The 25,829-nt window shown below is 53.6% G+C and carries 24 protein-coding genes and 2 tRNA genes; 7 read left to right on the top strand and 19 right to left on the bottom strand.

The features are described 5' to 3' along the window. Positions 1–2: 2 nt before the first annotated feature. From rffC to trxA, 7 genes are all read right to left on the bottom strand, one after another. On the bottom strand, positions 3–680 hold the full coding sequence (rffC, locus tag JGF26_RS21610; protein WP_028018205.1) for a dTDP-4-amino-4,6-dideoxy-D-galactose acyltransferase: 678 nt from the start codon (positions 678–680) through the stop codon (positions 3–5). Next, positions 677–1,939 (bottom strand): UDP-N-acetyl-D-mannosamine dehydrogenase, encoded by a 1,263-nt coding sequence (gene wecC / locus JGF26_RS21605; protein ID WP_134708743.1) that lies wholly within the window; start codon positions 1,937–1,939, stop codon positions 677–679. Before wecC ends, rffC begins: the two co-directional genes overlap by 4 nt. Further along, positions 1,936–3,066, bottom strand: coding sequence for a UDP-N-acetylglucosamine 2-epimerase (non-hydrolyzing) (gene wecB, locus JGF26_RS21600; RefSeq protein WP_134708745.1), 1,131 nt, complete (start codon positions 3,064–3,066; stop codon positions 1,936–1,938). Before wecB ends, wecC begins: the two co-directional genes overlap by 4 nt. A 56-nt stretch (positions 3,067–3,122) precedes the next feature. Continuing rightward, positions 3,123–4,169, bottom strand: coding sequence for an ECA polysaccharide chain length modulation protein (gene wzzE / locus JGF26_RS21595; protein WP_049008159.1), 1,047 nt, complete (start codon positions 4,167–4,169; stop codon positions 3,123–3,125). Between the two features lie 13 nt (positions 4,170–4,182). Next, positions 4,183–5,286, bottom strand: coding sequence for a UDP-N-acetylglucosamine--undecaprenyl-phosphate N-acetylglucosaminephosphotransferase (wecA, locus tag JGF26_RS21590; RefSeq protein ID WP_049008158.1), 1,104 nt, complete (start codon positions 5,284–5,286; stop codon positions 4,183–4,185). 241 nt (positions 5,287–5,527) lie between these two features. Then, complete coding sequence (gene rho / locus JGF26_RS21585) at positions 5,528–6,787, bottom strand: transcription termination factor Rho (protein ID WP_001054528.1); 1,260 nt, start codon at positions 6,785–6,787, stop codon at positions 5,528–5,530. 345 nt (positions 6,788–7,132) lie between these two features. Next, positions 7,133–7,462, bottom strand: coding sequence for a thioredoxin TrxA (gene trxA, locus JGF26_RS21580; RefSeq protein WP_006179218.1), 330 nt, complete (start codon positions 7,460–7,462; stop codon positions 7,133–7,135). A 144-nt stretch (positions 7,463–7,606) separates the two neighbouring features. On the opposite strand from trxA, the gene rhlB reads away from it, so the two are divergent. Together rhlB and gppA are read left to right on the top strand one after the other, a co-directional pair. Further along, positions 7,607–8,872 (top strand): ATP-dependent RNA helicase RhlB, encoded by a 1,266-nt coding sequence (gene rhlB, locus JGF26_RS21575; protein ID WP_134708747.1) that lies wholly within the window; start codon positions 7,607–7,609, stop codon positions 8,870–8,872. Between the two features lie 6 nt (positions 8,873–8,878). Continuing rightward, positions 8,879–10,363: a guanosine-5'-triphosphate,3'-diphosphate diphosphatase gene (gene gppA / locus JGF26_RS21570; RefSeq protein WP_108091182.1), complete on the top strand. Its 1,485-nt coding sequence runs from the start codon at positions 8,879–8,881 to the stop codon at positions 10,361–10,363. A 51-nt stretch (positions 10,364–10,414) separates the two neighbouring features. Here gppA and rep read toward each other — a convergent pair whose 3' ends face one another. Next, on the bottom strand, positions 10,415–12,439 hold the full coding sequence (gene rep / locus JGF26_RS21565; RefSeq protein WP_028018212.1) for a DNA helicase Rep: 2,025 nt from the start codon (positions 12,437–12,439) through the stop codon (positions 10,415–10,417). A gap of 112 nt (positions 12,440–12,551) precedes the next feature. Here rep and ppiC (JGF26_RS21560) point away from each other — a divergent pair, with 112 nt between their 5' ends. Together ppiC (JGF26_RS21560) and ppiC (JGF26_RS21555) are read left to right on the top strand one after the other, a co-directional pair. Next, positions 12,552–12,833: a peptidylprolyl isomerase PpiC gene (gene ppiC, locus JGF26_RS21560; protein WP_049008154.1), complete on the top strand. Its 282-nt coding sequence runs from the start codon at positions 12,552–12,554 to the stop codon at positions 12,831–12,833. 50 nt (positions 12,834–12,883) lie between these two features. Then, a complete protein-coding gene (ppiC, locus tag JGF26_RS21555; RefSeq protein ID WP_023309650.1) occupies positions 12,884–13,165 on the top strand; it encodes a peptidylprolyl isomerase PpiC in 282 nt (93 codons plus the stop codon). 85 nt (positions 13,166–13,250) lie between these two features. Here the strand turns inward: ppiC (JGF26_RS21555) and ilvC are convergent, their stop codons facing one another. Then, entirely contained in the window at positions 13,251–14,726 is a 1,476-nt protein-coding gene (gene ilvC / locus JGF26_RS21550; protein ID WP_021242831.1) for a ketol-acid reductoisomerase, read from the bottom strand. A 152-nt stretch (positions 14,727–14,878) separates the two neighbouring features. On the opposite strand from ilvC, the gene ilvY reads away from it, so the two are divergent. Then, a complete protein-coding gene (gene ilvY, locus JGF26_RS21545) occupies positions 14,879–15,769 on the top strand; it encodes an HTH-type transcriptional activator IlvY (RefSeq protein ID WP_028018214.1) in 891 nt (296 codons plus the stop codon). Here the strand turns inward: ilvY and ilvA are convergent. The 7 genes from ilvA to ilvL form a co-directional block, all read right to left on the bottom strand. Further along, complete coding sequence (gene ilvA / locus JGF26_RS21540; protein ID WP_108091187.1) at positions 15,766–17,310, bottom strand: threonine ammonia-lyase, biosynthetic; 1,545 nt, start codon at positions 17,308–17,310, stop codon at positions 15,766–15,768. The genes ilvY and ilvA overlap by 4 nt on opposite strands. Positions 17,311–17,312: 2 nt before the next feature. Then, positions 17,313–19,163, bottom strand: coding sequence for a dihydroxy-acid dehydratase (ilvD, locus tag JGF26_RS21535; RefSeq protein WP_049008151.1), 1,851 nt, complete (start codon positions 19,161–19,163; stop codon positions 17,313–17,315). Positions 19,164–19,224: 61 nt separating this feature from the next. Further along, positions 19,225–20,154 (bottom strand): branched-chain-amino-acid transaminase, encoded by a 930-nt coding sequence (gene ilvE, locus JGF26_RS21530; RefSeq protein WP_023309654.1) that lies wholly within the window; start codon positions 20,152–20,154, stop codon positions 19,225–19,227. Positions 20,155–20,172: 18 nt separating this feature from the next. Continuing rightward, complete coding sequence (ilvM, locus tag JGF26_RS21525) at positions 20,173–20,436, bottom strand: acetolactate synthase 2 small subunit (RefSeq protein ID WP_003860184.1); 264 nt, start codon at positions 20,434–20,436, stop codon at positions 20,173–20,175. Beyond that, positions 20,433–22,079: an acetolactate synthase 2 catalytic subunit gene (gene ilvG, locus JGF26_RS21520; RefSeq protein ID WP_134708749.1), complete on the bottom strand. Its 1,647-nt coding sequence runs from the start codon at positions 22,077–22,079 to the stop codon at positions 20,433–20,435. Before ilvG ends, ilvM begins: the two co-directional genes overlap by 4 nt. 2 nt (positions 22,080–22,081) lie before the next feature. Further along, positions 22,082–22,132: a peptide IlvX gene (ilvX, locus tag JGF26_RS21515; protein ID WP_108091188.1), complete on the bottom strand. Its 51-nt coding sequence runs from the start codon at positions 22,130–22,132 to the stop codon at positions 22,082–22,084. Positions 22,133–22,218: 86 nt separating this feature from the next. Further along, positions 22,219–22,317, bottom strand: coding sequence for an ilv operon leader peptide (ilvL, locus tag JGF26_RS21510; RefSeq protein WP_001311244.1), 99 nt, complete (start codon positions 22,315–22,317; stop codon positions 22,219–22,221). Positions 22,318–22,657: 340 nt separating this feature from the next. Here ilvL and JGF26_RS21505 point away from each other — a divergent pair, with 340 nt between their 5' ends. Then, on the top strand, positions 22,658–24,178 hold the full coding sequence (locus tag JGF26_RS21505; RefSeq protein WP_134708750.1) for a YifB family Mg chelatase-like AAA ATPase: 1,521 nt from the start codon (positions 22,658–22,660) through the stop codon (positions 24,176–24,178). Between the two features lie 25 nt (positions 24,179–24,203). Here JGF26_RS21505 and JGF26_RS21500 read toward each other — a convergent pair whose 3' ends face one another. Then, positions 24,204–24,542: a DUF413 domain-containing protein gene (locus JGF26_RS21500; RefSeq protein WP_008501577.1), complete on the bottom strand. Its 339-nt coding sequence runs from the start codon at positions 24,540–24,542 to the stop codon at positions 24,204–24,206. A gap of 118 nt (positions 24,543–24,660) precedes the next feature. On the opposite strand from JGF26_RS21500, the gene hdfR reads away from it, so the two are divergent. Further along, positions 24,661–25,482, top strand: a complete 822-nt coding sequence (gene hdfR, locus JGF26_RS21495; protein WP_129325071.1) for an HTH-type transcriptional regulator HdfR — start codon at positions 24,661–24,663, stop codon at positions 25,480–25,482. Positions 25,483–25,581: 99 nt separating this feature from the next. Here hdfR and JGF26_RS21490 read toward each other — a convergent pair. Both JGF26_RS21490 and JGF26_RS21485 read right to left on the bottom strand, forming a co-directional pair. After that, a tRNA-Trp gene (locus JGF26_RS21490) sits at positions 25,582–25,657 on the bottom strand. A gap of 53 nt (positions 25,658–25,710) precedes the next feature. Continuing rightward, positions 25,711–25,787: transfer RNA gene (locus JGF26_RS21485), tRNA-Asp, on the bottom strand. Between the last annotated feature and the right edge of the window lie 42 nt (positions 25,788–25,829).

Genomic DNA, 25,829 nt, shown 5'->3' with positions numbered 1-25,829 from the left:
TGTCACCTGTATAACCAGTAGGCGGTGGCGTCGATGTTGGCACCACTCGCAATATAACGTTTAAGCGCAGCGGTGTTGCCCACCTGGGTCGCCACCCGCAGCGTCGAAACCTGCTGCTGTTGCGCCCAGTGCATCGCCGCCTGCATGAGTTTTTCACCCATGCCACGCCCGGCTAATAAGCCAATACGCGCCTCACGCTCGTTGAGCTTACGCAGCGAGACGAACCCCTGGATTTGACCGTCTCCAGCACGAAAAACCAGGCAGACGTGGTCAAAGGTGCCTTTGACCGCATTCTCCACCCACTGCGCGTAGAAACGACCGCTGTCGTCAGGCGCGTACCAGGGCGTGCGAAAACGGCTCTGAGCAAACGCCCGAACCGCCATCTGACGCAGCACGGGAATATCCTGTTCGGTTGCAAATTCCGCGCCTGACGCATCATGCCGGGTGAGCGTTATAGAAAGATCGACCTCACCTTCAACCAGCTTAAAGCCGTGTTGCTGGAGCGCATCAAGCAGGTCAGCACGGTCTGCTGGGATCTTAGCCTGAACCCTCTGCCAGGCCGTAAAGTCAGATTCCGTCAGTGCCGGCGCATTATCGCGCAGACGCACAATGGCCGAAGGTAGACCGAAAAAGGTACTCTCCCAGTTCAGAGGTTCAAGCACCCCATTCAGGCTACTCAACGCCAGACACCTTTGGTATCAACAATATACTGCTGACGAACAGCAGCGCCGGACGTTGCTTTAAATTCTTTATGATCCACCAGCAGCACCAGCACATCCGCCGTCGCCAGCGCATTCTCCAGCGCGGTCAGCGTACAGTGCCCCGCCAGTTTTGTCGGCAGCTCATGAATATTCGGTTCGACCACCAGCGTTTCGCCCTTGTGCCATCCGGCAATCATCTCAGCAATTTCCATTGCCGGGCTTTCACGCAAATCATCAATATTCGGTTTAAATGCCAGACCAAAGCAGGCAATTTTCAGTTCACTGGCGCGCTTGCCGCTCTCTGCCAGACAATCCGCAACCGTGGTTTTAACCTGATTGAGAACCCAGTGAGGTTTGCTGTCGTTCACTTCACGCGCGGTGCGAATCAGACGTGCCTGCGCCGGGTTTTGCGCCACGATAAACCACGGATCGACGGCGATACAGTGACCGCCCACGCCAGGGCCTGGCTGCAGAATGTTGACGCGCGGATGGCGATTCGCCAGGCTGATTAACTCCCAGACGTTAATCCCCTGATCGGCGCAGATCAGCGACAACTCATTCGCAAACGCGATATTGACGTCACGGAAGCTGTTTTCCGTCAGCTTGCACATCTCGGCGGTGCGGGAGTTAGTCACCACACACTCACCTTCCAGGAAAATCTTGTACAGCGCGCTGGCACGTTCGGAACAGACTGGCGTCATACCGCCAATCACGCGGTCGTTTTTAATCAGTTCGACCATGACCTGCCCCGGCAGCACGCGCTCCGGACAGTAGGCAATATTGACATCGGCCTGCTCACCCGCCTGCTGCGGGAAGCTGAGATCGGGACGCGCTTCAGCCAGCCACTGCGCCATCTGCTCGGTTGCCCCAACCGGAGAAGTTGATTCCAGGATCACCAGCGCCCCTTTCTTCAGCACAGGCGCAATGGATTTCGCCGCCGACTCGACGAAGGCCATGTCGGGCTCGTGGTCGCCTTTAAATGGCGTTGGAACAGCAATCAGGTACGCATCAGCTTCAACAGGCGTCGTGCTGGCACGCAGGAAGCCCCCCTCAACCGCCTCTTTCACCACGCGATCAAGATCGGGCTCCACAATATGAATTTCGCCACGGTTAATGGTTTCTACCGCACGCGCGTTGATATCCACACCGACAACCTGCTTTTGACGGGAGGCAAACGCTGCCGCAGTAGGCAAGCCAATATAGCCAAGACCAATGACAGAGATGGTAGTAAAACTCATAGCGATATCCGATTGTGTTTAAGTGCATGCAAAATACGACCACAAGCCTGCCCGTCTCCGTACGGATTATGGGCCCGGCTCATCGCCTGATACTCTTCATCGTCGTGCAGCAGGCGCGTGACCTCTTCGACGATCAACTGTGTGTCAGTACCGACCAGGCGTACCGTTCCCGCTTTGACGGCTTCCGGACGCTCGGTCGTTTCACGCATCACCAGAACGGGCTTGCCAAGGGACGGAGCTTCTTCCTGAATGCCACCGGAATCGGTGAGGATCAACCAGGCATGATTCATCAACCAGACAAACGGCATGTAATCCTGAGGTTCAATGAGAAGGACATTTTCGACATGACCCAGGATACGGTTGACGGGCTCGCTAACATTTGGGTTGAGATGCACCGGATAAACAATCTGTACATCGTCGTTCTGCGCGGCGATTTCAGCCAGTGCATGACAGATTTGCTCAAAGCCCCGGCCAAAGCTTTCTCGACGGTGCCCAGTGACCAGGATGGTTTTCTTGCCATTATTCAGGAACGGATAGCGGGCATCGAGGTCCTTCTGCAGATCGCTGTTTGCCAGTACGCGATCGCGTACCCAGATCAACGCATCAATGACCGTATTGCCGGTTACAAAGATTTTGTTATCAGCGATATTTTCACGCAGCAAGTTCTGACGCGAGTTTTCGGTTGGCGCAAAGTGGTACATGGCCAGATGACCGGTGAGCGTGCGGTTGGCCTCTTCCGGCCATGGGGAATATAGGTTTCCGGTACGCAGACCCGCCTCAACATGACCGACGGGAATACGCTGGTAAAACGCAGCCAGACTTGTCGCCACGGTGGTGGTGGTGTCACCGTGAACCAGGACAACGTCAGGTTTGAATGACTCCAGAATCGGCTTGAGCTCTTGCAGAATCCGGCAGGTTATCTCGGTCAACCCTTGCCCCGGCTTCATAATATTGAGGTCATAATCCGGGACGATGGAAAAGAGCGTTAAGACCTGATCGAGCATCTCACGGTGTTGGGCTGTGACGCACACTTTCGCTTCAATATCAGGATCATTGGCCAGCACGTGAACCAGAGGTGCCATCTTAATGGCCTCCGGCCTGGTGCCAAATACGGTAAGTACTTTCACATCGATTCTCTTCGATTAGACGATGAAGGCCTTAGCCTTCATCGTAGACGGCGTTCTTAGTTTGTGCGACGACGCGTTAACGCCACGCCAGCGCCCGTTAGTGCTCCTACAATCCCCCACATAATCATCAGGAATGCACGACGCGGACTATCGCGTTTTACAGGTTCTTCAGGCGTTCGCAAATAACGATAGGTCTGAAAACGCGGGTCCAGCGTTGGACCAACATTCAGCGTAGTGAGCATCGCGCGGTTTTGATCGTAGTCGAGGTCAAAATCAGGGCCAACGGCCTGGAGGTTTTCCAGACGAGCCTGCAACATTGGGCGACCAAGCAGGAACATTTCAGAATCAGGCAGTTCATCCGCCGGGACATCCGTTTCGCTGCGGGAAATATTACGCTGCTCCGCAATTTTCAGCGCCTGCTCAATATTGTGTACGCGGCGAGAGAAAATGGCTTGTGCCACCTCTTCCTGACGTTTTACCTGGGCTTTCATCTGGATGGTACGGGCCGCCCAGGCACCTTTAAGCTCTTCATTGAGATGGCTTGCAGCACGCTGGCTGGCAAAAGCAACATACTGACGCAACAGGTTATTAGCATCCGGTGCCGTTTCCGCAACCAGTTTGACGCTGTCATTAACGTTACGCAGCGCATCACCCGGCGTGAACTGGATGTTGTTTATCAGGTCATCCAAAAACGCGGCATCCGCTTTGCTGTTGCCCACCATACGCTGCTTGTAATAATCCGTCTGACTCCAGAAATCGCGGCGTGTATCCCACGAGGCCAGTTGCATCACAAACTCTTTGTATGCCTCATCCATGACGGAAGCCTGATCGGGTGCCGCCAGATTCGCCTTGATATCCAGATTACGCAAGAACTGCTGCTGGGAATAAAACCCGCCGAGCATGTTAACCGTTGGTCTGTCTGTAATTGCCGTGGCGCTCCACTCTTGTTTTGCAAAGAAAGTGTAGGCCAGCGCTAACAGTGCGAACACCAGCGCGATCCCCGCAATCCAAAGTTTGCCTGCCCATAACACGCGAAACAAACCCCGAATATCCAGTTCATTCTCAGTTACCACTGATTTCGCTCCCGCCAACGGTTGAGTCATCATAGTCCCGGTTTTACTTAGTTAATGTTGTGTTTTTGTCATTGTTACGACGCATCCTGCGTTTAATACGTTTAATGAATCGCGCTACTTTCCATGCGCGCTTAATGCAGTAGCCGTAGAAAGAAAAAGCTAGCAAGAACAATACCAACATAGCCCACTCAGGCACAAAATGTGTATATTCCGCCGTCACGCCAATCCCTGCTAGAATAGCAGCCGCCAGAGTAATAAGCACAAATGCCTGTCGGGAAGTGAATCCGGCTCGCATGATCAAATGATGAATGTGTTGACGGTCAGCAGAGAAAGGACTCATCCCTTTACGCAGGCGGCGATACATAATCGCAACCATATCCATTAATGGGATAGCAATAATCCATAATGCCGTTACCGGACTAATAGGATGAACATCACCCTGAGTGGTTTCCAGTAAGATCCAAATGATAGTAAAGCCAATAAGCGTGCTGCCCGCATCCCCCATGAAAACTTTATAGCGTCGCCCCAGTGCGCCAAGGTTTAACAAGATATAAGGCAAGATGGCCACAATCATGGCAAAACACCACATAGCGAGGCTATATTGTCCATCGAACCATAAAATGAAACCAATTGCGGCAAATGAGACGCAGGACAACCCTCCCAGCAAACCATCAATACCATCAACCATATTAAACGCGTTGATCGCAACCCACACTGCGAATAGGGTCAAGAAATAGCCAAATGGACCAAGCTCCATCTCCCATGAGCCAAAAATATAGCCCAGGCTACTCAAGTGCAATTTTGCGAACACCATCATTGTAATCGCGACCGCTGCCTGAACGAAGGCGCGAATTTTGACACTAATATCGTATCTATCATCAAGAGCACCAATCACTACAAGGACGGCGGCACAAGAGAGATACAACCTGGCATGCGGGATATAGTAATCTGCGATAGCAAACGTGAAGCCAATCCCCGCGAAAACAGAGATACCCCCGACCAAGGGGATCATACCTTGATGACGTTTACGGAAGTTGGGTTTATCCACTAATCCCAGATATTTCGCCACCTTACGCGCAAAAAACAAAAAACAGGTGGTAAACAAGAAAATACTGGTTAGTTCAGTAAACGTATCAAGTAGGTTCACAATGGATGTTCTCAACAAATGTTAGTCAAGGAAGTATAACCATCAAGGCGCTTAGCCTGAAGTTATAAAGCAAACCTCTTACAGTTCCATTTGTTTATTATTCAAGCTATTAATGTTTTTACTGTGCGAATTATCTTATTGTTGCACCTACACGTCAAAATTGGGAGTAGGTGGTACTAGCGTATAGTCCATAAAAGAAAAACGCCACGTAAAAACGTGGCGTTCGCTGGCTTTATTTGCGTTACGAGCGTTTCATCATGTCGAAGAAATCGTCGTTGGTTTTGGTCATCGCCAGTTTATTAATGAGGAACTCCATTGCATCGATTTCACCCATTGGATGGATGATTTTGCGCAGGATCCACATTTTCTGCAGCTCTTCCTGTGTGGTGAGCAGCTCTTCTTTACGGGTACCGGAACGGTTGTAATCGATAGCCGGGAAGACGCGTTTTTCTGCAATCTTACGAGAGAGGTGCAGTTCCATGTTGCCTGTACCTTTAAACTCTTCGTAGATAACTTCGTCCATTTTGGAGCCGGTATCGATCAGCGCCGTCGCGATGATGGTCAGGCTGCCGCCCTCTTCCACGTTACGTGCAGCACCGAAGAAACGCTTCGGACGATGCAGGGCGTTGGCATCCACACCACCGGTCAATACTTTACCGGAAGCCGGAACCACAGTGTTGTACGCACGGGCCAGACGCGTAATGGAGTCGAGCAGGATGATCACGTCTTTCTTGTGCTCAACCAGGCGTTTCGCCTTCTCGATAACCATTTCCGCAACCTGAACGTGACGAGATGCAGGTTCGTCAAAGGTAGAAGCCACAACTTCACCTTTAACCAGACGCTGCATCTCCGTTACTTCTTCCGGACGTTCGTCAATCAGCAGCACCATCAGCACACAGTCTGGGTGGTTATAGGCAATGCTCTGCGCGATGTTCTGCAGCAGCATGGTTTTACCCGCTTTTGGCGGTGCCACAATCAGACCACGCTGACCACGACCAATTGGTGATGCCAGGTCCAGAACACGCGCAGTTAAGTCTTCGGTAGAACCATTACCACGCTCCATGCGCAGGCGAGAGTTCGCGTGCAGCGGCGTTAAGTTCTCAAAAAGGATCTTGTTACGTGAGTTTTCTGGTTTGTCGTAGTTAACTTCATTAACTTTCAACAGCGCAAAGTAGCGTTCACCCTCTTTAGGAGGACGAATCTTACCTGAAATGGTGTCACCAGTGCGGAGGTTGAAACGGCGGATTTGGCTAGGGGATACGTAGATGTCGTCAGGGCCGGCGAGGTAGGAGCTGTCTGCAGAGCGGAGGAAACCAAATCCGTCTTGCAATATCTCCAGCACACCGTCGCCAAAGATATCTTCGCCACTCTTCGCGTGCTGCTTCAGGATGGCGAAAATGATGTCCTGCTTGCGCATACGAGCCTGGTTTTCCAGCCCCATATTTTCGCCGAGAGTGATCAGCTCAGAAACCGGCGTATTCTTTAATTCGGTAAGATTCATAATGGTGTGGGTTCTTAAACTCGGGGTGATTCTCGAACTTAATGTTGTGAATGGTATGGCAGGGTCATCCATGCCTGTTTAGCGGCCATCAACTCATGTCTGTTCGCTGTCTGGTCACAGGGAAAGAACGCAGAACTGAAACGACAAGACGGATTGAGTGACAAGCCCGGAATTTAGCCACTTCACGCACTGTATAAGTCAACAACGGGAAGTATCGGGTAAAACAAGATTCAAACAACAAGATATGTTTAAAACGAAGTCATAGCTAACTTAGCACGACTTCAGCCGGGCGTCCAGAGTTCCTCATCATTTAGCCGGGAGCTCTGAACGCACAGCGGAGAAACCTTACGCCAGGTTAGCGTCGAGGAACTCTTTCAGTTGACCTTTGGACAGCGCGCCCACTTTGGTCGCCGCCACTTCGCCGTTTTTGAACAGCAGCAGGGTCGGAATGCCACGGATACCGTATTTTGGTGCGGTGCCCGGGTTCTGGTCGATGTTCAGCTTGGCAACGGTCAGTTTGCCCTGATATTCGTCGGCGATCTCATCCAGAATCGGGGCGATCATTTTGCAAGGACCACACCATTCAGCCCAGAAATCGACGAGGATCAGCCCGTCAGCCTTAAGTACGTCCGTGTCAAAACTGTCGTCAGTCAGGTGAATAATTTTATCGCTCATATATAACTCCACAGGAATAAGCCTGGTACGTTGGTTTTGTCTCCACCAACGACGTGTTGATGTCGCATTAACCAACTAAAGGTTGACTTTATTTCACCGGATACGCTTTCGTAAAGCAATAGTAAGCTGATATTCTACCACACTATGAGCAAAACACATTTAACAGAACAGAAGTTTTCCGACTTCGCCCTGCACCCAAAGGTGACGGAAGCCCTTGAAAAAAAAGGGTTTCATAACTGCACGCCCATTCAGGCCCTCGCGCTGCCGCTAACGCTGGCCGGTCGCGATGTTGCAGGGCAGGCGCAAACCGGTACTGGCAAAACGATGGCGTTTTTAACGTCAACGTTTCATTATTTACTTTCTCATCCAGCGATTGCAGACCGCAAAGTTAACCAGCCGCGTGCGCTAATTATGGCCCCAACGCGAGAACTGGCGGTACAGATCCATGCAGACGCTGAGCCCCTGGCGCATGCTACCGGCCTGAAGCTTGGCCTGGCCTATGGCGGCGACGGCTACGATAAACAGCTTAAAGTGCTGGAAAGCGGTGTGGATATCCTAATCGGTACCACGGGCCGCCTCATTGATTACGCTAAACAGAACCACATTAACCTCGGTGCCATCCAGGTTGTGGTGCTGGATGAAGCTGATCGTATGTACGATCTGGGCTTCATTAAAGACATCCGCTGGCTGTTCCGTCGCATGCCTCCGGCAAATCAGCGTCTGAACATGCTGTTCTCCGCGACCCTTTCTTATCGTGTACGTGAGCTGGCGTTCGAGCAGATGAACAACGCCGAATACGTGGAAGTGGAGCCCGAGCAGAAAACAGGTCACCGCATTAAAGAAGAGCTCTTCTATCCATCCAATGAAGAGAAAATGCGTCTGCTGCAAACGCTGATCGAAGAAGAGTGGCCAGACCGCGCCATTATTTTCGCGAACACCAAACACCGCTGCGAAGACATCTGGGGTCATCTGGCTGCAGACGGTCACCGTGTTGGCCTGCTGACCGGCGATGTGGCGCAGAAAAAACGCCTGCGTATTCTTGAAGAATTTACCCGTGGCGATCTCGATATTCTGGTCGCAACCGACGTGGCAGCACGTGGTTTACACATTCCAGCCGTGACGCACGTCTTTAACTATGACCTGCCAGATGACTGCGAAGACTATGTTCACCGTATCGGTCGTACCGGTCGTGCGGGCGCAAGCGGTCACTCTATTAGCCTTGCGTGTGAAGAGTATGCGCTGAATCTTCCAGCCATTGAGACCTACATCGGTCACTCTATTCCGCAGAGCAAATACAATCCGGAAGCGCTGTTAAGCGAACTGCCGCCGCCTAAGCGCCTTACCCGCGCCCGCTCCGGCAATGGCCCGCGTCGCTCTGGCGCACCGCGTAATCGTCGTCGTTCAGGTTAAGAAAATATGCTCAGTTCCACCTCGCTTTATGCGGCAATTGATCTCGGTTCGAATAGTTTTCATATGCTGGTTGTGCGCGAGGTGGCGGGAAGCATACAAACGCTGACGCGTATTAAGCGCAAGGTCCGCCTCGCGGCGGGCCTGAGCAGCGATAACCACCTATCCCATGAAGCCATGGAACGTGGCTGGCAGTGTCTGCGGCTCTTTGCTGAGCGTCTGCAGGATATCCCGCATTCCCAAATTACCGTTGTCGCCACGGCGACGCTCCGCCTGGCAGTTAACGCCGTAGATTTTATTGCTAAAGCGCAGGAAATTCTGGGGTGTCCGGTTCAGGTTATCAGCGGTGAAGAAGAAGCCCGCCTGATCTATCAGGGCGTTGCCCATACGACAGGAGGTGACGATCGCCGTCTGGTCGTGGATATCGGCGGTGCCAGCACCGAACTCGTGACCGGCACCGGCGCCCAAGCAACGTCACTGTTCAGCCTGTCGATGGGCTGCGTGACCTGGCTTGAGCGCTACTTCACTGACCGGAATCTGGGGAAAGAAAACTTCGACGAGGCGGAGAATGCCGCACGCGAGGTGTTGCGTCCGGTCATGAATGAACTTCGTTATCACGGCTGGAAAGTCTGCGTGGGTGCTTCTGGCACTGTGCAGGCCTTGCAGGAAATCATGATGGCGCAGGGAATGGATGAGCGGATCACGCTTGCCAAGCTCCAGCAGCTTAAACAGCGCGCTATTCAGTGTGGGCGGCTGGAAGAGCTTGAAATTGAAGGCCTGACGCTTGAACGTGCGCTGGTTTTCCCGAGCGGGCTGGCCATTCTGATTGCGATTTTCACCGAGCTAAACATTCAGTGTATGACGCTGGCTGGCGGCGCACTGCGAGAAGGCCTGGTCTATGGGATGTTGCATCTGTCGGTTGATCAGGACATTCGCAGCCGTACTCTGCGCAACGTGCAGCGTCGTTTTCTGGTTGATATCGACCAGGCGGGTCGTGTGGCGCAACTGGCATCACGCTTCGCCGATCAGGTTGCCACCGGCTGGGATCTTGACCCTTTGAGCCGTGATTTATTGCTGAGCGCCTGCGCGCTACATGAAGTGGGGCTGAGCATTGATTTCAAACAGGCCCCTGTTCATGCGGCCTATCTGGTACGTAACCTCGATTTACCGGGCTACACGCCTGCACAGAAAAAGTTGCTGGCAACCCTGCTGCTGAACCAGACCAACGCCGTTGACCTCTCCTCTTTACATCAACAAAACGCCGTACCGCCACGCGTGGCCGAGCATCTTTGCCGACTGCTACGTCTGGCGATTTTGTTTGCCAGCCGCCGCCGCGATGATTTGCTACCTGCCATCAATCTGGTCGCTGATGGCGAGAAGCTTTCGCTGACGTTACCGGAAAATTGGATTGATAATCATCCACTTGGGGCAGAGATGATCGAACAGGAGTGCCAGTGGCAGAGTTATGTACACTGGGTTCTTGAAGTGAAGTAATACCCTGAGCATTGCCGGGTGGCGGTTTCGCCATACCCGGCCTTCGAATAATTATCCTTTCTCTTTGGCTTTCGCGAGCATCGCGCGAATGTTCGCCACGTTAGCCTGCCCCTTGTGCATCCGCTCTTCTGCCGTAATCACTTTGCGCTCCTGCTCCCAGATCAGATCGTCCTGCGGTAGCTCCAGCAGAAAACGACTCGGTTCCGGACGCACCAGTTCGCCATACTGACGGCGCTCTTTGCACAGCGTGAATGTCAGCTCCTTCTGCGCGCGGGTGATCCCGACATAGGCCAGACGGCGTTCCTCGTCGACGTTATCTTCATCAATGCTGCTCTGGTGCGGCAGCAAACCTTCTTCCATACCGACCAGATATACATACGGGAACTCCAGTCCTTTTGACGCGTGTAACGTCATCAGCTGAACCTGGTCAGCCTCTTCCTCGCTCTCGCCACGCTCCATCATGTCGCGAAGGGTAAAGCGGGTGACCACCTGAGTCAGGGTCATTGGCTCATCTATCTCCGAGCCTTCCAGCATTTCGGTCATCCAGCTGAAGAGCTGGTTAACGTTTTTCATCCGCATCTCAGCCGCCTTCGGGCTGGCGGAGGTTTCGTATAACCAGGATTCGTAATCAATACCGTGAATGAGATCGCGCACTGCCGCGACAGGTTCACGTTCCGCAAGGCGCTGCACTTCACCCAGCCAGTGGGTGAAACGGGTTAACGAATCGTAACCACGTCCGGTCAGCGTCTGACTCAGCCCCATATCAAAGCTGGCGGTAAACAGGCTTTTGTTGCGGGTCATCGCCCATTCGCCAAGCTTTTGTAGTGTCGCCGGGCCGATCTCACGTTTCGGGGTGTTCACGATGCGCAGAAACGCGCTGTCATCATCCGGGTTGGTGAGCACGCGCAGATAGGCCAGCAGATCCTTGATTTCAGGACGCGAGAAGAACGACGTACCACCCGAAATTTTGTAGGGGATGCGGTTTTGCATCAGCATCTTTTCAAAGACGCGCGACTGGTGGTTACCGCGATACAGGATGGCGTAATCCTTGTACTCGGTTTTATTCACGAAGTGGTGGGCAATGAGCTCGCCGGTAACGCGTTCAGCCTCATGCTCTTCATTATTGGCACTGAGCACTTTCAGCTCGGTGCCGTAACCCAGTTCGGAGAACAGACGCTTCTCAAACACATGCGGGTTATTGGCGATCAGGATATTCGCCGACTTGAGGATACGCCCGGAAGAACGGTAGTTTTGCTCCAGCTTAATCACCTGCAACGCAGGAAAATCTTTGCTTAACAACACCAGGTTTTGTGGACGCGCACCGCGCCAGGAGTAAATTGACTGGTCATCGTCACCCACCACGGTGAAACGCGCGCGCTGCCCCACCAGCAGCTTCACCAGTTCGTACTGGCTGGTGTTGGTATCCTGATATTCATCCACCAGCAGGTAGCGGATCTTGTTCTGCCAGCGTTCACGTACCTCTTCATTACGCTGAAGCAGCAGCGTTGGCAGGAGGATCAGATCGTCGAAATCCAATACGTTGCACGCTTTCATATGCGCGTCGTACAGACCATAACAGTGTGCGAAGATCCGATCCCGTTCGCCCTTCGCACTCGCTGCCGCCTGTGCAGGCGTCATCAGATCGTTTTTCCAGTTTGAGATCGTCGAGATCAGCTGTTGCAGCAGAACTTTGTCGTCTTCGATCAGGCCTTCGGTGAGCTCTTTGAGCAACGCCACCTGGTCAGTGTCATCGAAAAGAGAGAAGTTAGACTTCATCCCCAGTGCGGCGTATTCGCGTTTAATGATATCCAGCCCCAGGGTATGGAAGGTGGAGATCATCAGCCCGCGCGCCTCTTTGCGCCCCAGCGTCTGGCCAACACGCTCTTTCATCTCGCGCGCTGCTTTATTGGTAAATGTCACCGCCGCAATGTGGCGTGCCTGATAGCCACACCCACGAATTAAGTGGGCGATTTTATTCGTGATCACGCGGGTTTTACCGGAACCCGCCCCTGCCAGCACCAGGCATGGTCCAGTAACGAATTCGACCGCTTGTTGTTGTCCAGGGTTTAAACGCATGGGAATATTGCTCAATCTTCGAACGGGGTGTGGATTGTAGCAGAAAGCCGGGCGCAGATTTACCGGCTAATGATAAAGTGGATAAATCGCGTTTAACCCGTAGAGCAGAACCATGAAAAAGAGCGCAGCAGCCCTGCATATTCTGGTAAAAGAAGAGAAACTGGCCCAGGAGATCCTTGCCAAGCTTGAGCGCGGCATCAGCTTTGATCATCTGGCAAAGCGCTACTCTAAATGTCCGTCCGGACGCAATGGCGGGGATCTCGGGGAATTTCAACAAGGTGCGATGGTCGGCCCGTTCGATCAGGCAGTCTTTAGCTGCCCGCTCCTGAAGCCCTACGGCCCGGTAAAAACCAAATTTGGCTACCATATCATTAAGGTGCTGTATCGCCGCTGACGCGTGGTATATTGCGCCCCGATTTATTTCAACCAATTCAAGGCACGATCATGGCAAAAACAGCAGCAGCAGTGCACATCCTCGTTAAAGAAGAGAAACTGGCTCTGGATCTTCTGGAGCAAATTAAGAACGGTGCCGACTTCGGTAAGCTGGCGAAGAAGCACTCCATCTGCCCATCAGGCAAACGCGGTGGTGACTTAGGTGAATTCCGTCAGGGTCAGATGGTTCCGGCGTTCGACAAAGTGGTCTTCTCTTGCCCGGTACTGGAGCCAACCGGCCCGCTGCACACGCAGTTCGGTTATCACATTATTAAGGTTCTGTATCGCAAATAAAAAGCCGGGTAGCGGCTGCGCCTTACCCGGCTTACGTCTTAGCGTTTTGTAAGTCGGGTAAGCGAAGCGCCACCCGACAAGGTTGTTAACCCGCTACCGCGATACGTTTCATATCGGTCATGTAGCCACGCAGTTTGTGACCCACTTTCTCGATCTGATGGCTGCGAATCGCTTCGTTTACATCGCGCAGCTGCGCGTTATCCACGGCTCCTTCTGCAATCGCTTTACCCAGATCGCCTGTCTGCAGCGTAGTCATGAACTCTTTCAGCAGCGGTACGCAGGCGTAAGAGAACAGGTAGTTACCATACTCAGCGGTATCAGAGATCACCACGTTCATTTCGTACAGACGCTTACGGGCGATGGTGTTCGCAATCAGCGGCAGCTCGTGCAGTGATTCGTAGTACGCAGACTCTTCGATGATGCCGGAATCCACCATGGTTTCGAACGCCAGCTCAACGCCTGCTTTCACCATGGCAATCATCAGTACGCCTTTATCGAAGTACTCCTGCTCGCCGATTTTACCTTCATACTGTGGCGCGGTTTCAAACGCGGTTTTACCGGTCTCTTCACGCCAGGTCAGCAGTTTCTTATCGTCATTCGCCCAGTCAGCCATCATGCCGGAAGAGAACTCACCGGAGATGATGTCGTCCATATGTTTCTGGAACAGCGGCGCCATGATGGTTTTCAGCTGTTCAGACAATGCGTAAGCACGCAGTTTCGCCGGGTTAGACAGACGGTCCATCATCAGCGTAATACCACCCTGCTTCAGGGCTTCAGTGATGGTTTCCCAGCCGAATTGAATCAGTTTTTCAGCGTATGCAGGGTCAGTACCCTCTTCCACCAGCTTGTCGAAGCACAGCAGAGAGCCAGCCTGCAACATGCCGCACAGAATGGTCTGCTCACCCATCAGGTCAGATTTCACTTCTGCAACGAAGGAAGATTCCAGCACGCCCGCACGGTGACCACCGGTTGCGGCAGCCCATGCTTTGGCAATCGCCATACCTTCGCCTTTTGGATCGTTTTCCGGGTGAACCGCGATCAGGGTTGGCACGCCGAAGCCACGTTTGTACTCTTCACGGACTTCCGTACCTGGGCACTTCGGAGCCACCATCACAACGGTGATGTCTTTACGGATCTGCTCGCCCACTTCAACGATGTTGAAACCGTGGGAATAACCCAGCGCCGCGCCATCTTTCATCAGCGGCTGTACGGAACGCACAACGTCAGAGTGCTGTTTGTCTGGCGTCAGGTTAACCACCAAATCCGCCTGCGGGATCAGCTCTTCGTAGGTACCCACTTTAAAGCCGTTTTCGGTCGCTTTGCGCCAGGAAGCACGCTTCTCGGCAATCGCTTCTTTACGCAGGGCGTAGGAGATATCCAGACCGGAGTCACGCATGTTCAGGCCCTGGTTCAGACCCTGTGCGCCACAGCCGACAATGACCACTTTTTTACCCTGAAGGTAGCTCGCGCCATCGGCAAATTCGTCGCGCGCCATGAAGCGGCATTTGCCCAGCTGCGCCAGCTGCTGGCGCAAGTTCAGTGTATTAAAGTAGTTAGCCATGGGTGATACCTCGTGATGTTGTGTGTCTTATTGTTCGGTTCGCTGTTCAGCGAGAATGTACCCACATTACAACAGGAAATTCATTGCGGAAATTGATATATTCACAACGTCACGTTGCAATATCTGCAATGTAAAAAAGGGGAGTGACATCAGTGGATTTACGCGATCTGAAAATGTTCCTGCATCTTGCGGAAAGCCGCCACTTTGGCCGCAGCGCCCGGGCGATGCACGTCAGCCCCTCTACGCTTTCGCGGCAAATCCAGCGCCTTGAGGAAGATCTCGGCCAGCCGCTGTTTGTGCGTGATAACCGTACCGTTACCCTCACGGAAGCGGGTGAAGAACTGCGCATTTTTGCCCAGCAGACGCTGTTGCAGTACCAGCAGCTGCGGCACTCGATTGACCAGCAGGGGCCGTCACTTTCCGGCGAGCTGCATATTTTCTGCTCCGTGACCGCCGCTTATAGCCATCTCCCGCCCATCCTTGACCGCTTCCGCGCGGCACATCCGTCGGTTGAAATTAAGCTCACTACCGGCGACGCCGCCGATGCAATGGAAAAAGTGGTGACTGGCGAAGCGGATCTCGCCATTGCCGGGAAACCCGAAACCTTACCGGGTGCGGTGGCATTTTCAATGCTGGAGAACCTGGCGGTAGTGCTGATTGCCCCGGCACTGCCCTGCCCGGTGCGTAATCAGGTATCGGTGGAGAAACCGGACTGGTCAACGGTGCCGTTTATCATGGCCGATCAGGGACCGGTACGCCGCCGTATTGAGCTGTGGTTCCGCCGTCAGAAGATCAGCAATCCGTCGATTTACGCAACAGTTGGTGGCCATGAGGCGATGGTCTCAATGGTGGCGCTCGGCTGCGGCGTGGCGCTGCTGCCGGAAGTGGTGCTGGAAAACAGCCCGGAGCCGGTACGTAACCGCGTGATGATTCTGGAACGCAGCGACGAGAAAACACCGTTTGAGCTTGGCGTGTGTGCACAAAAAAAGCGGCTGCATGAGCCGCTTATTGATGCGTTCTGGCAGATCCTGCCAAACCATTAACCCGCGAGGAAGAACCTGAACGCCGGGTTATGCGTCTCATCGTGACAGTCATAGCCCAGTTCGTTCAGCCGCGTTTCGAAATCAGGCTCATGTTCGCCCAGTTCAAACGCTGCCAGCACGCGACCATAGTCCGTGCCGTGGCTGCGGTAGTGGAACAAAGAGATGTTCCAGTGCGTACCCAGCGTATGCAGGAACTTAAGCAGTGCGCCCGGAGATTCCGGAAACTCAAAGCTGAACAGACGTTCCTTGAGCGGTTTCGATGGACGTCCGCCCACCATGTAGCGCACGTGCAGCTTCGCCATCTCGTCGTCAGAGAGATCAACCACGCTATAGCCGCCCTCATGCAGCAGATTGAGGATCTCTTTGCGTTCTTCCAGACCGCGACTCAGGCGCACACCGACAAAAATGCACGCATCTTTGGCGTCAGCAAAACGGTAGTTAAATTCCGTCACTGAGCGGCCGCCGAGTAGCTGGCAGAATTTCAGGAAGCTGCCCTTCTCTTCCGGGATGGTCACCGCCAACAGTGCTTCCCGCTGTTCACCCAGCTCGCAGCGCTCTGAAACATAGCGCAGACCGTGGAAATTAACGTTAGCACCGGAGAGCACATGCGCCAGGCGTTCGCCGCGAATGTTGTGCTGAGCGATGTATTTTTTCATCCCCGCCAGCGCCAGCGCGCCGGACGGTTCCGCCACCGCGCGAACATCCTCGAACAGATCTTTCATCGCCGCGCAGATCGCGTCGCTATCAACCGTGACAATATCGTCAAGATACTCCTGGCACAGGCGGAAGGTCTCATCGCCGATGCGCTTAACAGCCACACCTTCCGCAAACAGCCCGACGCGCGGCAGGTCTACCGGATGACCGGCATCCAGCGCCGCTTTCAGGCAGGCAGAATCTTCCGCTTCAACGGCAATGACTTTGATCTGCGGCATCAGCTGTTTGATCAGCACCGCCACGCCCGCAGCCAGGCCGCCGCCGCCGACCGGTACAAACACGCGGTCAAGATGGGCATCCTGTTGCAGCAGCTCCAGCGCCAGCGTGCCCTGCCCGGCAATCACCATCGGGTGATCGAACGGCGGCACCCAGGTGAACCCCTGCTGCTGCGCCAGCTCAATCGCTTTGGCTTTTGCTTCGTCGAAGTTAGCCCCGTGGAGCAGCACTTCACCGCCAAAACCTCGCACCGCATCGACTTTGATGTCTGCGGTAGCGACCGGCATCACGATCAGCGCTTTCAACCCTAAGCGAGCAGAGGAGAATGCGACGCCCTGAGCGTGGTTACCTGCAGAGGCGGTAATTACGCCGCGTGCTTTTTGCTCGTCGGTTAACCCGGCCATCATCGCGTAGGCCCCGCGCAGCTTAAAACTGTGTACTGGCTGACGGTCTTCGCGCTTCACCAGGATCACGTTATCAAGGCGCGAAGAGAGTTTTTCCATTTTCTGCAGCGGGGTGACCTGCACCGCTTCATAGACCGGCGCGCGTAGCACCGCTCTTAAATATTCCGCCCCCTCAGGGGCGGCAGATAAGGGTTGTGATTCGGCCATCATTAGCCCCCAAGTTTCGATTTATCGCGCACCGCGCCTTTATCTGCACTGGTGGCAAGGCTTGCGTAAGCACGCAGAGCGAAGGAGACTTCACGCTGACGATCTTTCGGCGTCCAGGCTTTGTCGCCGCGCGCTTCTTGCGCCTCACGACGAGCCGCAATTTCCTGGTCGCTGAGCTTCAGCTGAATACCGCGATTTGGAATATCGATTTCGATCAGGTCGCCATCTTCGATAATGGCGATGTTGCCGCCACTCGCTGCTTCAGGGGAAACGTGGCCGATGGACAAGCCGGACGTACCGCCAGAGAATCGACCATCAGTGATCAGTGCGCAAGCTTTACCGAGTCCCATGGATTTCAGGAAGGTGGTTGGGTAAAGCATCTCCTGCATACCCGGCCCGCCTTTCGGACCTTCGTAGCGGATCACCACCACATCACCTTCCACCACTTTGCCACCGAGAATCGCCTCTACCGCCTCGTCCTGGCTTTCATACACTTTTGCCGGGCCGGTGAATTTCAGGATGCTGTCGTCCACGCCTGCGGTTTTCACGATGCAGCCGTTTTCCGCAAAGTTACCGTACAGCACGGCCAGACCACCGTCTTTGCTGTAGGCGTGTTCCAGCGAGCGGATGCAGCCTTCGGCGCGATCGTCATCCAGGGTGTCCCAGCGGCAGTCCTGCGAGAACGCCTGGGTGGTGCGAATACCCGCTGGACCCGCGCGGAACATCTTTTTCACCGCGTCGTCTTTGGTCAGCATCACGTCGTACTGGTCCAGCGACTCCGGCAGCGACAGGCCAAGCACGTTTTTCACATCACGGTTCAGCAGCCCGGCGCGATCCAGCTCGCCCAAAATACCGATTACGCCACCGGCACGGTGCACGTCTTCCATGTGGTACTTCTGGGTACTCGGCGCGACCTTACACAGCTGCGGGACTTTGCGGGACAGCTTGTCGATGTCGCTCATGGTGAAGTCGATTTCGGCTTCCTGCGCGGCGGCCAGCAGGTGCAGCACAGTGTTGGTGGAACCGCCCATGGCGATATCCAGCGTCATAGCGTTTTCGAACGCCGCTTTGCTGGCGATATTGCGCGGCAGCGCGCTGGCGTCGTCCTGCTCGTAGTAGCGTTTCGTCAGCTCAACAATGCGTTTACCGGCGTTGAGGAACAACTGTTTACGATCGGCGTGGGTCGCCAGCAGCGAGCCGTTGCCCGGCTGCGACAGGCCGAGCGCTTCGGTCAGGCAGTTCATGGAGTTGGCGGTAAACATCCCGGAACAGGAGCCGCAGGTCGGGCACGCGGAGCGTTCCACCTGCTCACTCTGCTCATCAGAGACTTTCGGGTCCGCGCCCTGAATCATCGCATCAACCAGGTCGAGCTTGATGATTTTGTCGGAAAGCTTGGTTTTTCCAGCTTCCATAGGGCCGCCGGAGACGAAGATCACCGGAATGTTCAGACGCAGGGAAGCCATCAGCATCCCTGGGGTGATTTTGTCACAGTTGGAGATACAGACCATCGCATCCGCGCAGTGGGCGTTAACCATGTATTCCACTGAGTCGGCGATCAGTTCGCGAGATGGCAGTGAATAGAGCATGCCCCCGTGACCCATCGCAATACCGTCATCCACCGCAATGGTGTTGAACTCTTTCGCCACACCGCCAGAGGCTTCGATTTGCTCGGCAACCAGTTTACCGAGATCGCGCAGGTGCACGTGACCCGGCACAAACTGGGTAAAGGAGTTCACCACGGCGATAATTGGCTTGCCGAAATCGGCGTCGGTCATTCCGGTGGCGCGCCACAGTGCGCGAGCACCCGCCATGTTACGGCCGTGGGTGGTGGTGGCTGAACGATACTTAGGCATGCTTTATTTACTCCCGTCTGACTATTTAAATGGGACGGTGCGTGCCGTCCCATATTTATACTTAGTGATTAACCTGATCCAACCAGCCGTATTTATCTTCTGTTTCACCGGTGAAGAGGCCAAAGAAGGCTTGCTGAATACGTTTGGTGACCGGGCCGCAGCGGCCTTCGCCCACCTGGATACCGTCTACGCTGCGTACCGGCGTAATTTCAGCCGCAGTACCGGACATAAAGACTTCATCCGCCAGGTAGAGAGATTCGCGGGACAGTACCTGCTCGCGCACTTCGATACCCAGATCTTTCGCCAGCTTGATGATGGCGTCACGGGTGATGCCCGGCAGCGCAGACGAGGTAAATGGTGGCGTGAACAGAATGCCATCTTTTACTTCAAACAAGTTTTCGCCCGCACCTTCTGAGATGTAGCCATTCACGTCAAGGGCAATACCTTCCTGATAGCCGTGACGGCGCGCTTCGCTACCGACCAGCAGTGAGGAGAGGTAGTTACCGCCCGCTTTAGCCGCGGTCGGGATGGTGTTCGGCGCAACGCGGTTCCAGGAAGAGACCATTGCGTCGATCCCCTGCTCCAGGGCTTCCGCTCCCAGGTAAGCACCCCATGGGAACGCGGCAATGATCACATCGGTGGTATAGCCTGCTGGTGGGTTAACGCCCATGCCCACATCACCCACAAACACCAGCGGACGAATATACGCGCTGGTCAGGTTGTTTTTACGGATCACGTCACGGCAGGCTTCCATCAGCTCATCAACGCTCTGGGAAACCGGGAAACGATAAATTTTGGCTGAGTCATGCAGACGCTGCATATGTTCACGATGACGGAACACCACTGGCCCTTTGTGAGAGTCATAGCAACGGATGCCTTCAAACACAGACGTACCGTAGTGCAGCGCGTGGGACATCACGTGAACCTTCGCGTCCTCCCAGCGAACCATCTCACCGTTGAACCAAATGTAATCAGCTTTTTTTGTCGTCATTTTTTCGTCCTGTCACGCTTAAGCGCGGATTTGTTGTGATGTGGTTGTGCTCTGGCAGATGGCTACATGGGCAACGTCTACCAGCTTTGATAACTGACTAAACAGTAAGTCGACCGGGCGCGGACTGGCAACGGTTAATTCGATACTGATATTTTGCGCATCAGTGGCCGTCTCCATATTCATAGAGCAAATCTGAAAACCACGATGACGGACCACACGCAAAACGCGTTCTAAGGTTTCTGGATTGAAGCGAGCCTGCACGGCGACCTGATGTTGCATCATGATAATTTCTCCAGCATTTGTGAGTTACTGGCACCTGGCGGTACCAACGGCCAGACATTCTCAAGCTCGTCGATTGAGACATGAAGCAGGTAAGGCCCTTCGCTTGACAGCATGGTGTCGAGTGCCGCTTCAACCTGGTCTTTACGGGTAATGTGCTGGCCAGGGATGCCAAAGGCGCTGGCCAGAGTGAGGAAATCGGGGTTATCGGTCAGGGTGGTTTCGCTGTAACGCTCCTGGAAGAACAACTGTTGCCACTGACGAACCATCCCTAAACGCTGGTTATCGAGTAACACAATTTTCAGCGGCAACTGCTTACGCTTCACGGTGCCCAGCTCCTGAACATTCATCATGAAGGAGCCATCACCGGAGATACAGATAACGATATCGTTCGGTCGGGCAACCTGCGCGCCCACTGCTGCTGGCAAACCGAAGCCCATCGTCCCTAACCCGCTGGAAGTGATGAAATTTTCCGGGCGAGTGTAGGTCATGTGCTGGGCTGACCACATCTGATGCTGGCCCACGTCGGTGGTAACGACGCTGTCTGCGGGTTTACGATCGGACAACTGTTTCAACAGCAGCGGTGCGTAGATGGCCTCACCGGGGTGGTCGTAACGCCAGGCATGCTCAGCGCGCATATCGGCGGTGTGCTGACGCCATGCGTTAATGTCCAGCGGCTGCTGTAATGCCGGTAACAGCGCATTGAGATCGCCCTGCAAGGCGACATGCGCCTGACGCAGCTTGTTCATCTCCGCCGGGTCGATATCCATATGGATAACTTTGGCATTCGGCGCGAAGGTGTTCAGCTTGCCGGTGACGCGGTCATCGAAACGTGCCCCTACGGCGATGAGCAGATCGCACTCCTGCACCGCCAGGTTTGCGGCTTTGGTGCCGTGCATCCCCAGCATACCGAGGTAGTACGGATAGTCAGCATCTACCGCGCCCAGACCTTTCAGCGTGCAGGTCGCTGGCATCTGCGTTGTTGCGATAAATTCGCGCAGGGCTGGAACGGCCTGTGCCATGCCTACGCCACCGCCGACGTACAGCATCGGCTGTTTTGCCTGCGCCAGCATCTGGCGCGCCTCTGCAACGTCCTCATGTGGAAACACATCGTCGCTTTCAACGGTGGAGAAGTGCGGTTCCAGATCGCCGAGAGCCACCTGGATATCTTTGGGGATATCCACAAGAACCGGGCCAGGACGGCCAGAACTGGCAACAGCAAATGCTTCAGCCATCACACGCGGCAACTCTTCCAGAGACTGGACGAGGAAACTGTGTTTGGTGCAAGCCAGCGATAAACCAAGTACATCCACTTCCTGGAAGGCATCGGTACCGATAAACGGAGAAGCGACTTGACCAGTGATTGCCACGACAGGAACAGAGTCGAGCAGTGCATCAGCCAGACCGGTGATCAGGTTGGTTGCACCCGGTCCTGAGGTTGCCATGCAAACCCCAGTTTTGCCGGTAGCCCGCGCATAACCAATGGCTGCCATTGCTGCGCCCTGCTCGTGTCGGCACAACAGGTGTTCCACGCCGCCGTCATACAATGCATCGTAAATCGGCATAATTGCGCCACCCGGATAACCGAATACTGTCTCGACTCCCTGCGCGCGCAACGCATGTACTACCCACTGTGCCCCATTCATAGTTAGTTCCCCGTCATAAATCGGGAGAAACAGAATTTTGTGCTAGTGTTCATTCTCTGCTCCTCGCTTAAGTTTTTTAGTCATAAAAAAACCCCCGGACCTTTCGGTGCGGGGGTCTTAGTTCGTTAAGGCTTGATTTCTAAGCCTTTCCTCGTCCAAGTGCAGCCCCGCACGGTGGGATAATAATCACCACCACGCTAATCACGACCAGGCTAATCACTCGTAGAAGGGCTGTCATTTTCAGTTCTTTTTGCATCTTGTTCGAAGGAATACCTAAAGAGTTATCACAGTTTTTAAATCAAACACAAGATTTATTTATGACCATTTTGATTAGCACACAAATCATACTCCGAAAAATCATTGTTTTATATGAGAAAAACAGAGTGTGAATATTTTTCATAATTTCAAGCGTACTCAGGTCATCAAAACGAACCGCTCTTTTTCTGCGAGAAGGCTTCCGCCAAGACGTAATGGTTGCATTTTGTCGCCAAAAGCCTGGAACAAGCGTCGTAAAACACAGAACTGACACTAAAGGTGTGATCGAGATACTGGCATAGTCGGCCCTCAAGGAGGTGCTTATGTCACTGTCAGTTGTTTATACGCGTGCGGCTATTGGAGTCAAAGCACCGCTGATTTCCGTAGAGGTCCATCTGAGCAATGGGCTTCCCGGATTAACGCTCGTCGGCTTGCCGGAAACAACGGTGAAAGAAGCCAGAGATCGGGTACGCAGCGCAATCATCAATAGCGGTTATACCTTCCCCGCAAAGAAGATCACTATCAACCTGGCGCCTGCGGACCTACCCAAAGAGGGAGGTCGATATGATTTACCTATCGCTATAGCGCTTCTCGCGGCCTCTGAACAGCTTAATGCGTCCAGGTTAGGGTCGTATGAGCTCATCGGTGAACTGGCGCTTACAGGTGCATTGAGGGGCGTTCCTGGTGCAATCTCAGGTGCACTGGAAGCCATTCGTGCTGGTCGACAAATCATTGTTGCCAATGAAAATGGTTCCGAGGTGAGCCTGATAGCCGAAAAAGGATGCCTGATAGCAGGGCACTTGCAGGAGGTCTGTGCATATCTTGAGGGGCGACATGAGTTAGCAGAGCCTGAAGAAACAGGGGATCTCCTACCTGAAAGCCTGGACGATCTCAGCGATATTATCGGTCAGGAGCAGGGGAAACGGGCACTGGAGATTACCGCTGCCGGAGGGCATAACCTGCTGTTGATTGGTCCGCCGGGTACGGGGAAAACGATGCTGGCAAGCAGATTGAATGGTCTGCTTCCCCCACTCAATAACCATGAGGCACTTGAAAGCGCTGCGATATTTAGCCTGGTGAGTTCTGTGTCGTTACAAAAACAGTGGCGACGTCGCCCCTTCCGCTCTCCGCATCACAGTGCCTCACTAACAGCCATGGTAGGGGGAGGTTCTATACCGGGGCCGGGAGAGATCTCACTGGCCCACAATGGCATTCTGTTTCTTGATGAGCTGCCTGAGTTTGAAAGGCGAGTGCTGGATGCTCTGAGGGAGCCTATCGAATCGGGTGAAATTCATATCTCCCGTACACGTGCCAAAATAAGCTACCCCGCGCAGTTCCAGCTGGTTGCAGCAATGAACCCCAGCCCGTCAGGACATTATCAGGGTAATCATAATCGCTGTACGCCTGAGCAGACGCTGCGATATCTGGGGAAACTCTCTGGCCCTTTTCTGGATCGTTTCGATTTATCCCTGGAGATCCCTTTGCCTCCTCCTGGCCTGCTCAGCCAGAGTAGCGTCAGAGGGGAGAGCACGGTAGAGGTTCGCGAGCGGGTTATCGCCGCTCAGGCCCGACAGTATATACGTCAAAATAAACTGAATGCCCGTCTGGATAATGCTGAGATTCGGCAGTTTTGCCAGCTAAAGGCTGAGGACGCAAACTGGCTGGAAGAAACATTGACGCGATTTGGGCTCTCAATTCGTGCGTGGCAGCGTCTCTTAAAAGTCGCCCGAACTATTGCCGATGTGGAAAGGTGTAATGAAATTGAGAGACAACATCTGCAGGAAGCGTTGAGCTATCGTGCAATCGATCGTCTGCTTTTGCACCTGCAAAAGTTACTGGCGTAAAAAAGGGGCCGTAGCCCCTTTCTTATTAGTCGTCAGACTCGGTGTAGTCTTCTGCACCTTCCATCTGTGGCTTACCGCCAGACAGCGTATGGAAGCGCTTTGGACGCTTAATGCGCGCCATGTACTTGATCCATACACGTTCCGCTTCAGACTGCGGCTCACGCTCGCCACGGCAAACAGAAACAAACTGTTTTTCGTCTTCAGTTGCAGGTTCACGCTTACCCAGATCCAGCTCGTTAAAGGCATAACCATGGCGCTCAAGCAGTTGAGCTTCTTTGATGGTGAAATCGCCGTGACGAGAGAACCCGCGCGGATAATGTTTATTGTCGAAAAAACGATTAGTCGTCGTAAAGCTTTCCGCCATCCTACACGCTCCTAATTCTTTGGCCGAGCTATTTATGGCGCGGAGTATTAGTTACGCTTGACAGAGTGTAAAACAAAACATTTAAATCATAACGACAAATAATTTTGCGGAGAAAGATGTGGATACGGAATTGCTAAAAACTTTCCTTGAAGTGAGCAGAACGCGCCACTTTGGGCGAGCAGCTGAAGCCCTTTACCTTACGCAGTCAGCAGTCAGTTTTCGTATTCGACAGCTGGAAAACCAACTGGGCGTGAATCTTTTTACCCGCCATCGCAACAACATACGTTTAACCCCTGCCGGAGAGAAACTGCTCCCGTACGCAGAAACGCTGATGAATACCTGGCAGGCTGCCCGCAAAGAGGTTGCACATACTTCCAGGCATAATGAGTTTTCAATAGGGGCCAGTGCTTCACTGTGGGAATGCATGCTAAGTCAATGGCTTACCCGGCTATATCATTCTCATGGGCATTTGCAATTTGAAGCCAGGATTGCACAACGGCAGTCGCTGGTTAAGCAACTTCATGAACGCCAGCTTGATCTTCTGATCACAACCGAAGCCCCCAAGATGGACGAATTTAGCAGCCAGATTGTGGGTCAGTTTGGCCTGGCGCTTTATGCTTCTGAACCTTCAATGATGAAGGCAGACTTGACCTATTTGCGACTGGAGTGGGGGCCTGATTTTCAGCAGCACGAGACGGGGTTGATTGCAGTTGATGATGTTCCGCAGTTAACAACCAGCTCTGCAGAGATCGCCTGCCAGCAACTTTCCTTGCTGAAGGGTTGCACCTGGTTACCTGTCCGCTGGGCTGATGCTAAAGCCGGGCTTCACACTGTATTGGATTCCACAACGCTTACCAGGCCGCTGTATGCGATTTGGCTGCAAAACAGTGATAAACAATCACAGATAAAAGATCTATTAAAAATCAATGTAATAGATTGATACATCAGCCAGCAGGAATGCTGGCTGAAAATTAAGAAGAGAGTTTTCTGTAGTGTATCAGGCAAAAAAAAATCCTTTGCCGGAGCAAAGGATTATATATGGCAGGGGCGGAGAGACTCGAACTCGCGACACCCGGTTTTGGAGACCGGTGCTCTACCAACTGAGCTACGCCCCTAAAGTTTTTTGCCATTAAGCCTGCCAATAAGGCAGGCTTAATGTCTTAATAAGTGGCGGAACGGACGGGACTCGAACCCGCGACCCCCTGCGTGACAGGCAGGTATTCTAACCGACTGAACTACCGCTCCACCGAAGACTGCTGTAACCACCGGATTTATGCACCGGCTTAC

This window comes from Enterobacter sp. E1 (assembly GCF_016809815.1).
GTDB classification, from domain to species: Bacteria; Pseudomonadota; Gammaproteobacteria; order Enterobacterales; family Enterobacteriaceae; genus Enterobacter; species Enterobacter adelaidei.
The sequence above is the reverse complement of the archived record's forward strand: the minus strand, read 5'-3'. Positions and strand labels throughout refer to the sequence as shown.

Excerpts from the sequence above, each read along its gene's own strand:
- JGF26_RS21505 (WP_134708750.1), top strand. The coding sequence starts at position 22,658 with ATGTCACTGTCAGTTGTTTATACGCGTGCGGCTATTGGAGTCAAAGCA.
- trxA (WP_006179218.1), bottom strand. The coding sequence starts at position 7,462 with ATGAGCGATAAAATTATTCACCTGACTGACGACAGTTTTGACACGGAC.
- rhlB (WP_134708747.1), top strand. The coding sequence starts at position 7,607 with ATGAGCAAAACACATTTAACAGAACAGAAGTTTTCCGACTTCGCCCTG.
- ilvD (WP_049008151.1), bottom strand. The coding sequence starts at position 19,163 with ATGCCTAAGTATCGTTCAGCCACCACCACCCACGGCCGTAACATGGCG.
- ilvM (WP_003860184.1), bottom strand. The coding sequence starts at position 20,436 with ATGATGCAACATCAGGTCGCCGTGCAGGCTCGCTTCAATCCAGAAACC.
- ilvC (WP_021242831.1), bottom strand. The coding sequence starts at position 14,726 with ATGGCTAACTACTTTAATACACTGAACTTGCGCCAGCAGCTGGCGCAG.
- rho (WP_001054528.1), bottom strand. The coding sequence starts at position 6,787 with ATGAATCTTACCGAATTAAAGAATACGCCGGTTTCTGAGCTGATCACT.
- ilvL (WP_001311244.1), bottom strand. The coding sequence starts at position 22,317 with ATGACAGCCCTTCTACGAGTGATTAGCCTGGTCGTGATTAGCGTGGTG.
- ppiC (WP_023309650.1), top strand. The coding sequence starts at position 12,884 with ATGGCAAAAACAGCAGCAGCAGTGCACATCCTCGTTAAAGAAGAGAAA.
- ilvE (WP_023309654.1), bottom strand. The coding sequence starts at position 20,154 with ATGACGACAAAAAAAGCTGATTACATTTGGTTCAACGGTGAGATGGTT.
- wzzE (WP_049008159.1), bottom strand. The coding sequence starts at position 4,169 with ATGACTCAACCGTTGGCGGGAGCGAAATCAGTGGTAACTGAGAATGAA.
- ilvA (WP_108091187.1), bottom strand. The coding sequence starts at position 17,310 with ATGGCCGAATCACAACCCTTATCTGCCGCCCCTGAGGGGGCGGAATAT.
- wecC (WP_134708743.1), bottom strand. The coding sequence starts at position 1,939 with ATGAGTTTTACTACCATCTCTGTCATTGGTCTTGGCTATATTGGCTTG.
- ppiC (WP_049008154.1), top strand. The coding sequence starts at position 12,552 with ATGAAAAAGAGCGCAGCAGCCCTGCATATTCTGGTAAAAGAAGAGAAA.
- gppA (WP_108091182.1), top strand. The coding sequence starts at position 8,879 with ATGCTCAGTTCCACCTCGCTTTATGCGGCAATTGATCTCGGTTCGAAT.
- JGF26_RS21500 (WP_008501577.1), bottom strand. The coding sequence starts at position 24,542 with ATGGCGGAAAGCTTTACGACGACTAATCGTTTTTTCGACAATAAACAT.
- ilvG (WP_134708749.1), bottom strand. The coding sequence starts at position 22,079 with ATGAATGGGGCACAGTGGGTAGTACATGCGTTGCGCGCGCAGGGAGTC.
- rep (WP_028018212.1), bottom strand. The coding sequence starts at position 12,439 with ATGCGTTTAAACCCTGGACAACAACAAGCGGTCGAATTCGTTACTGGA.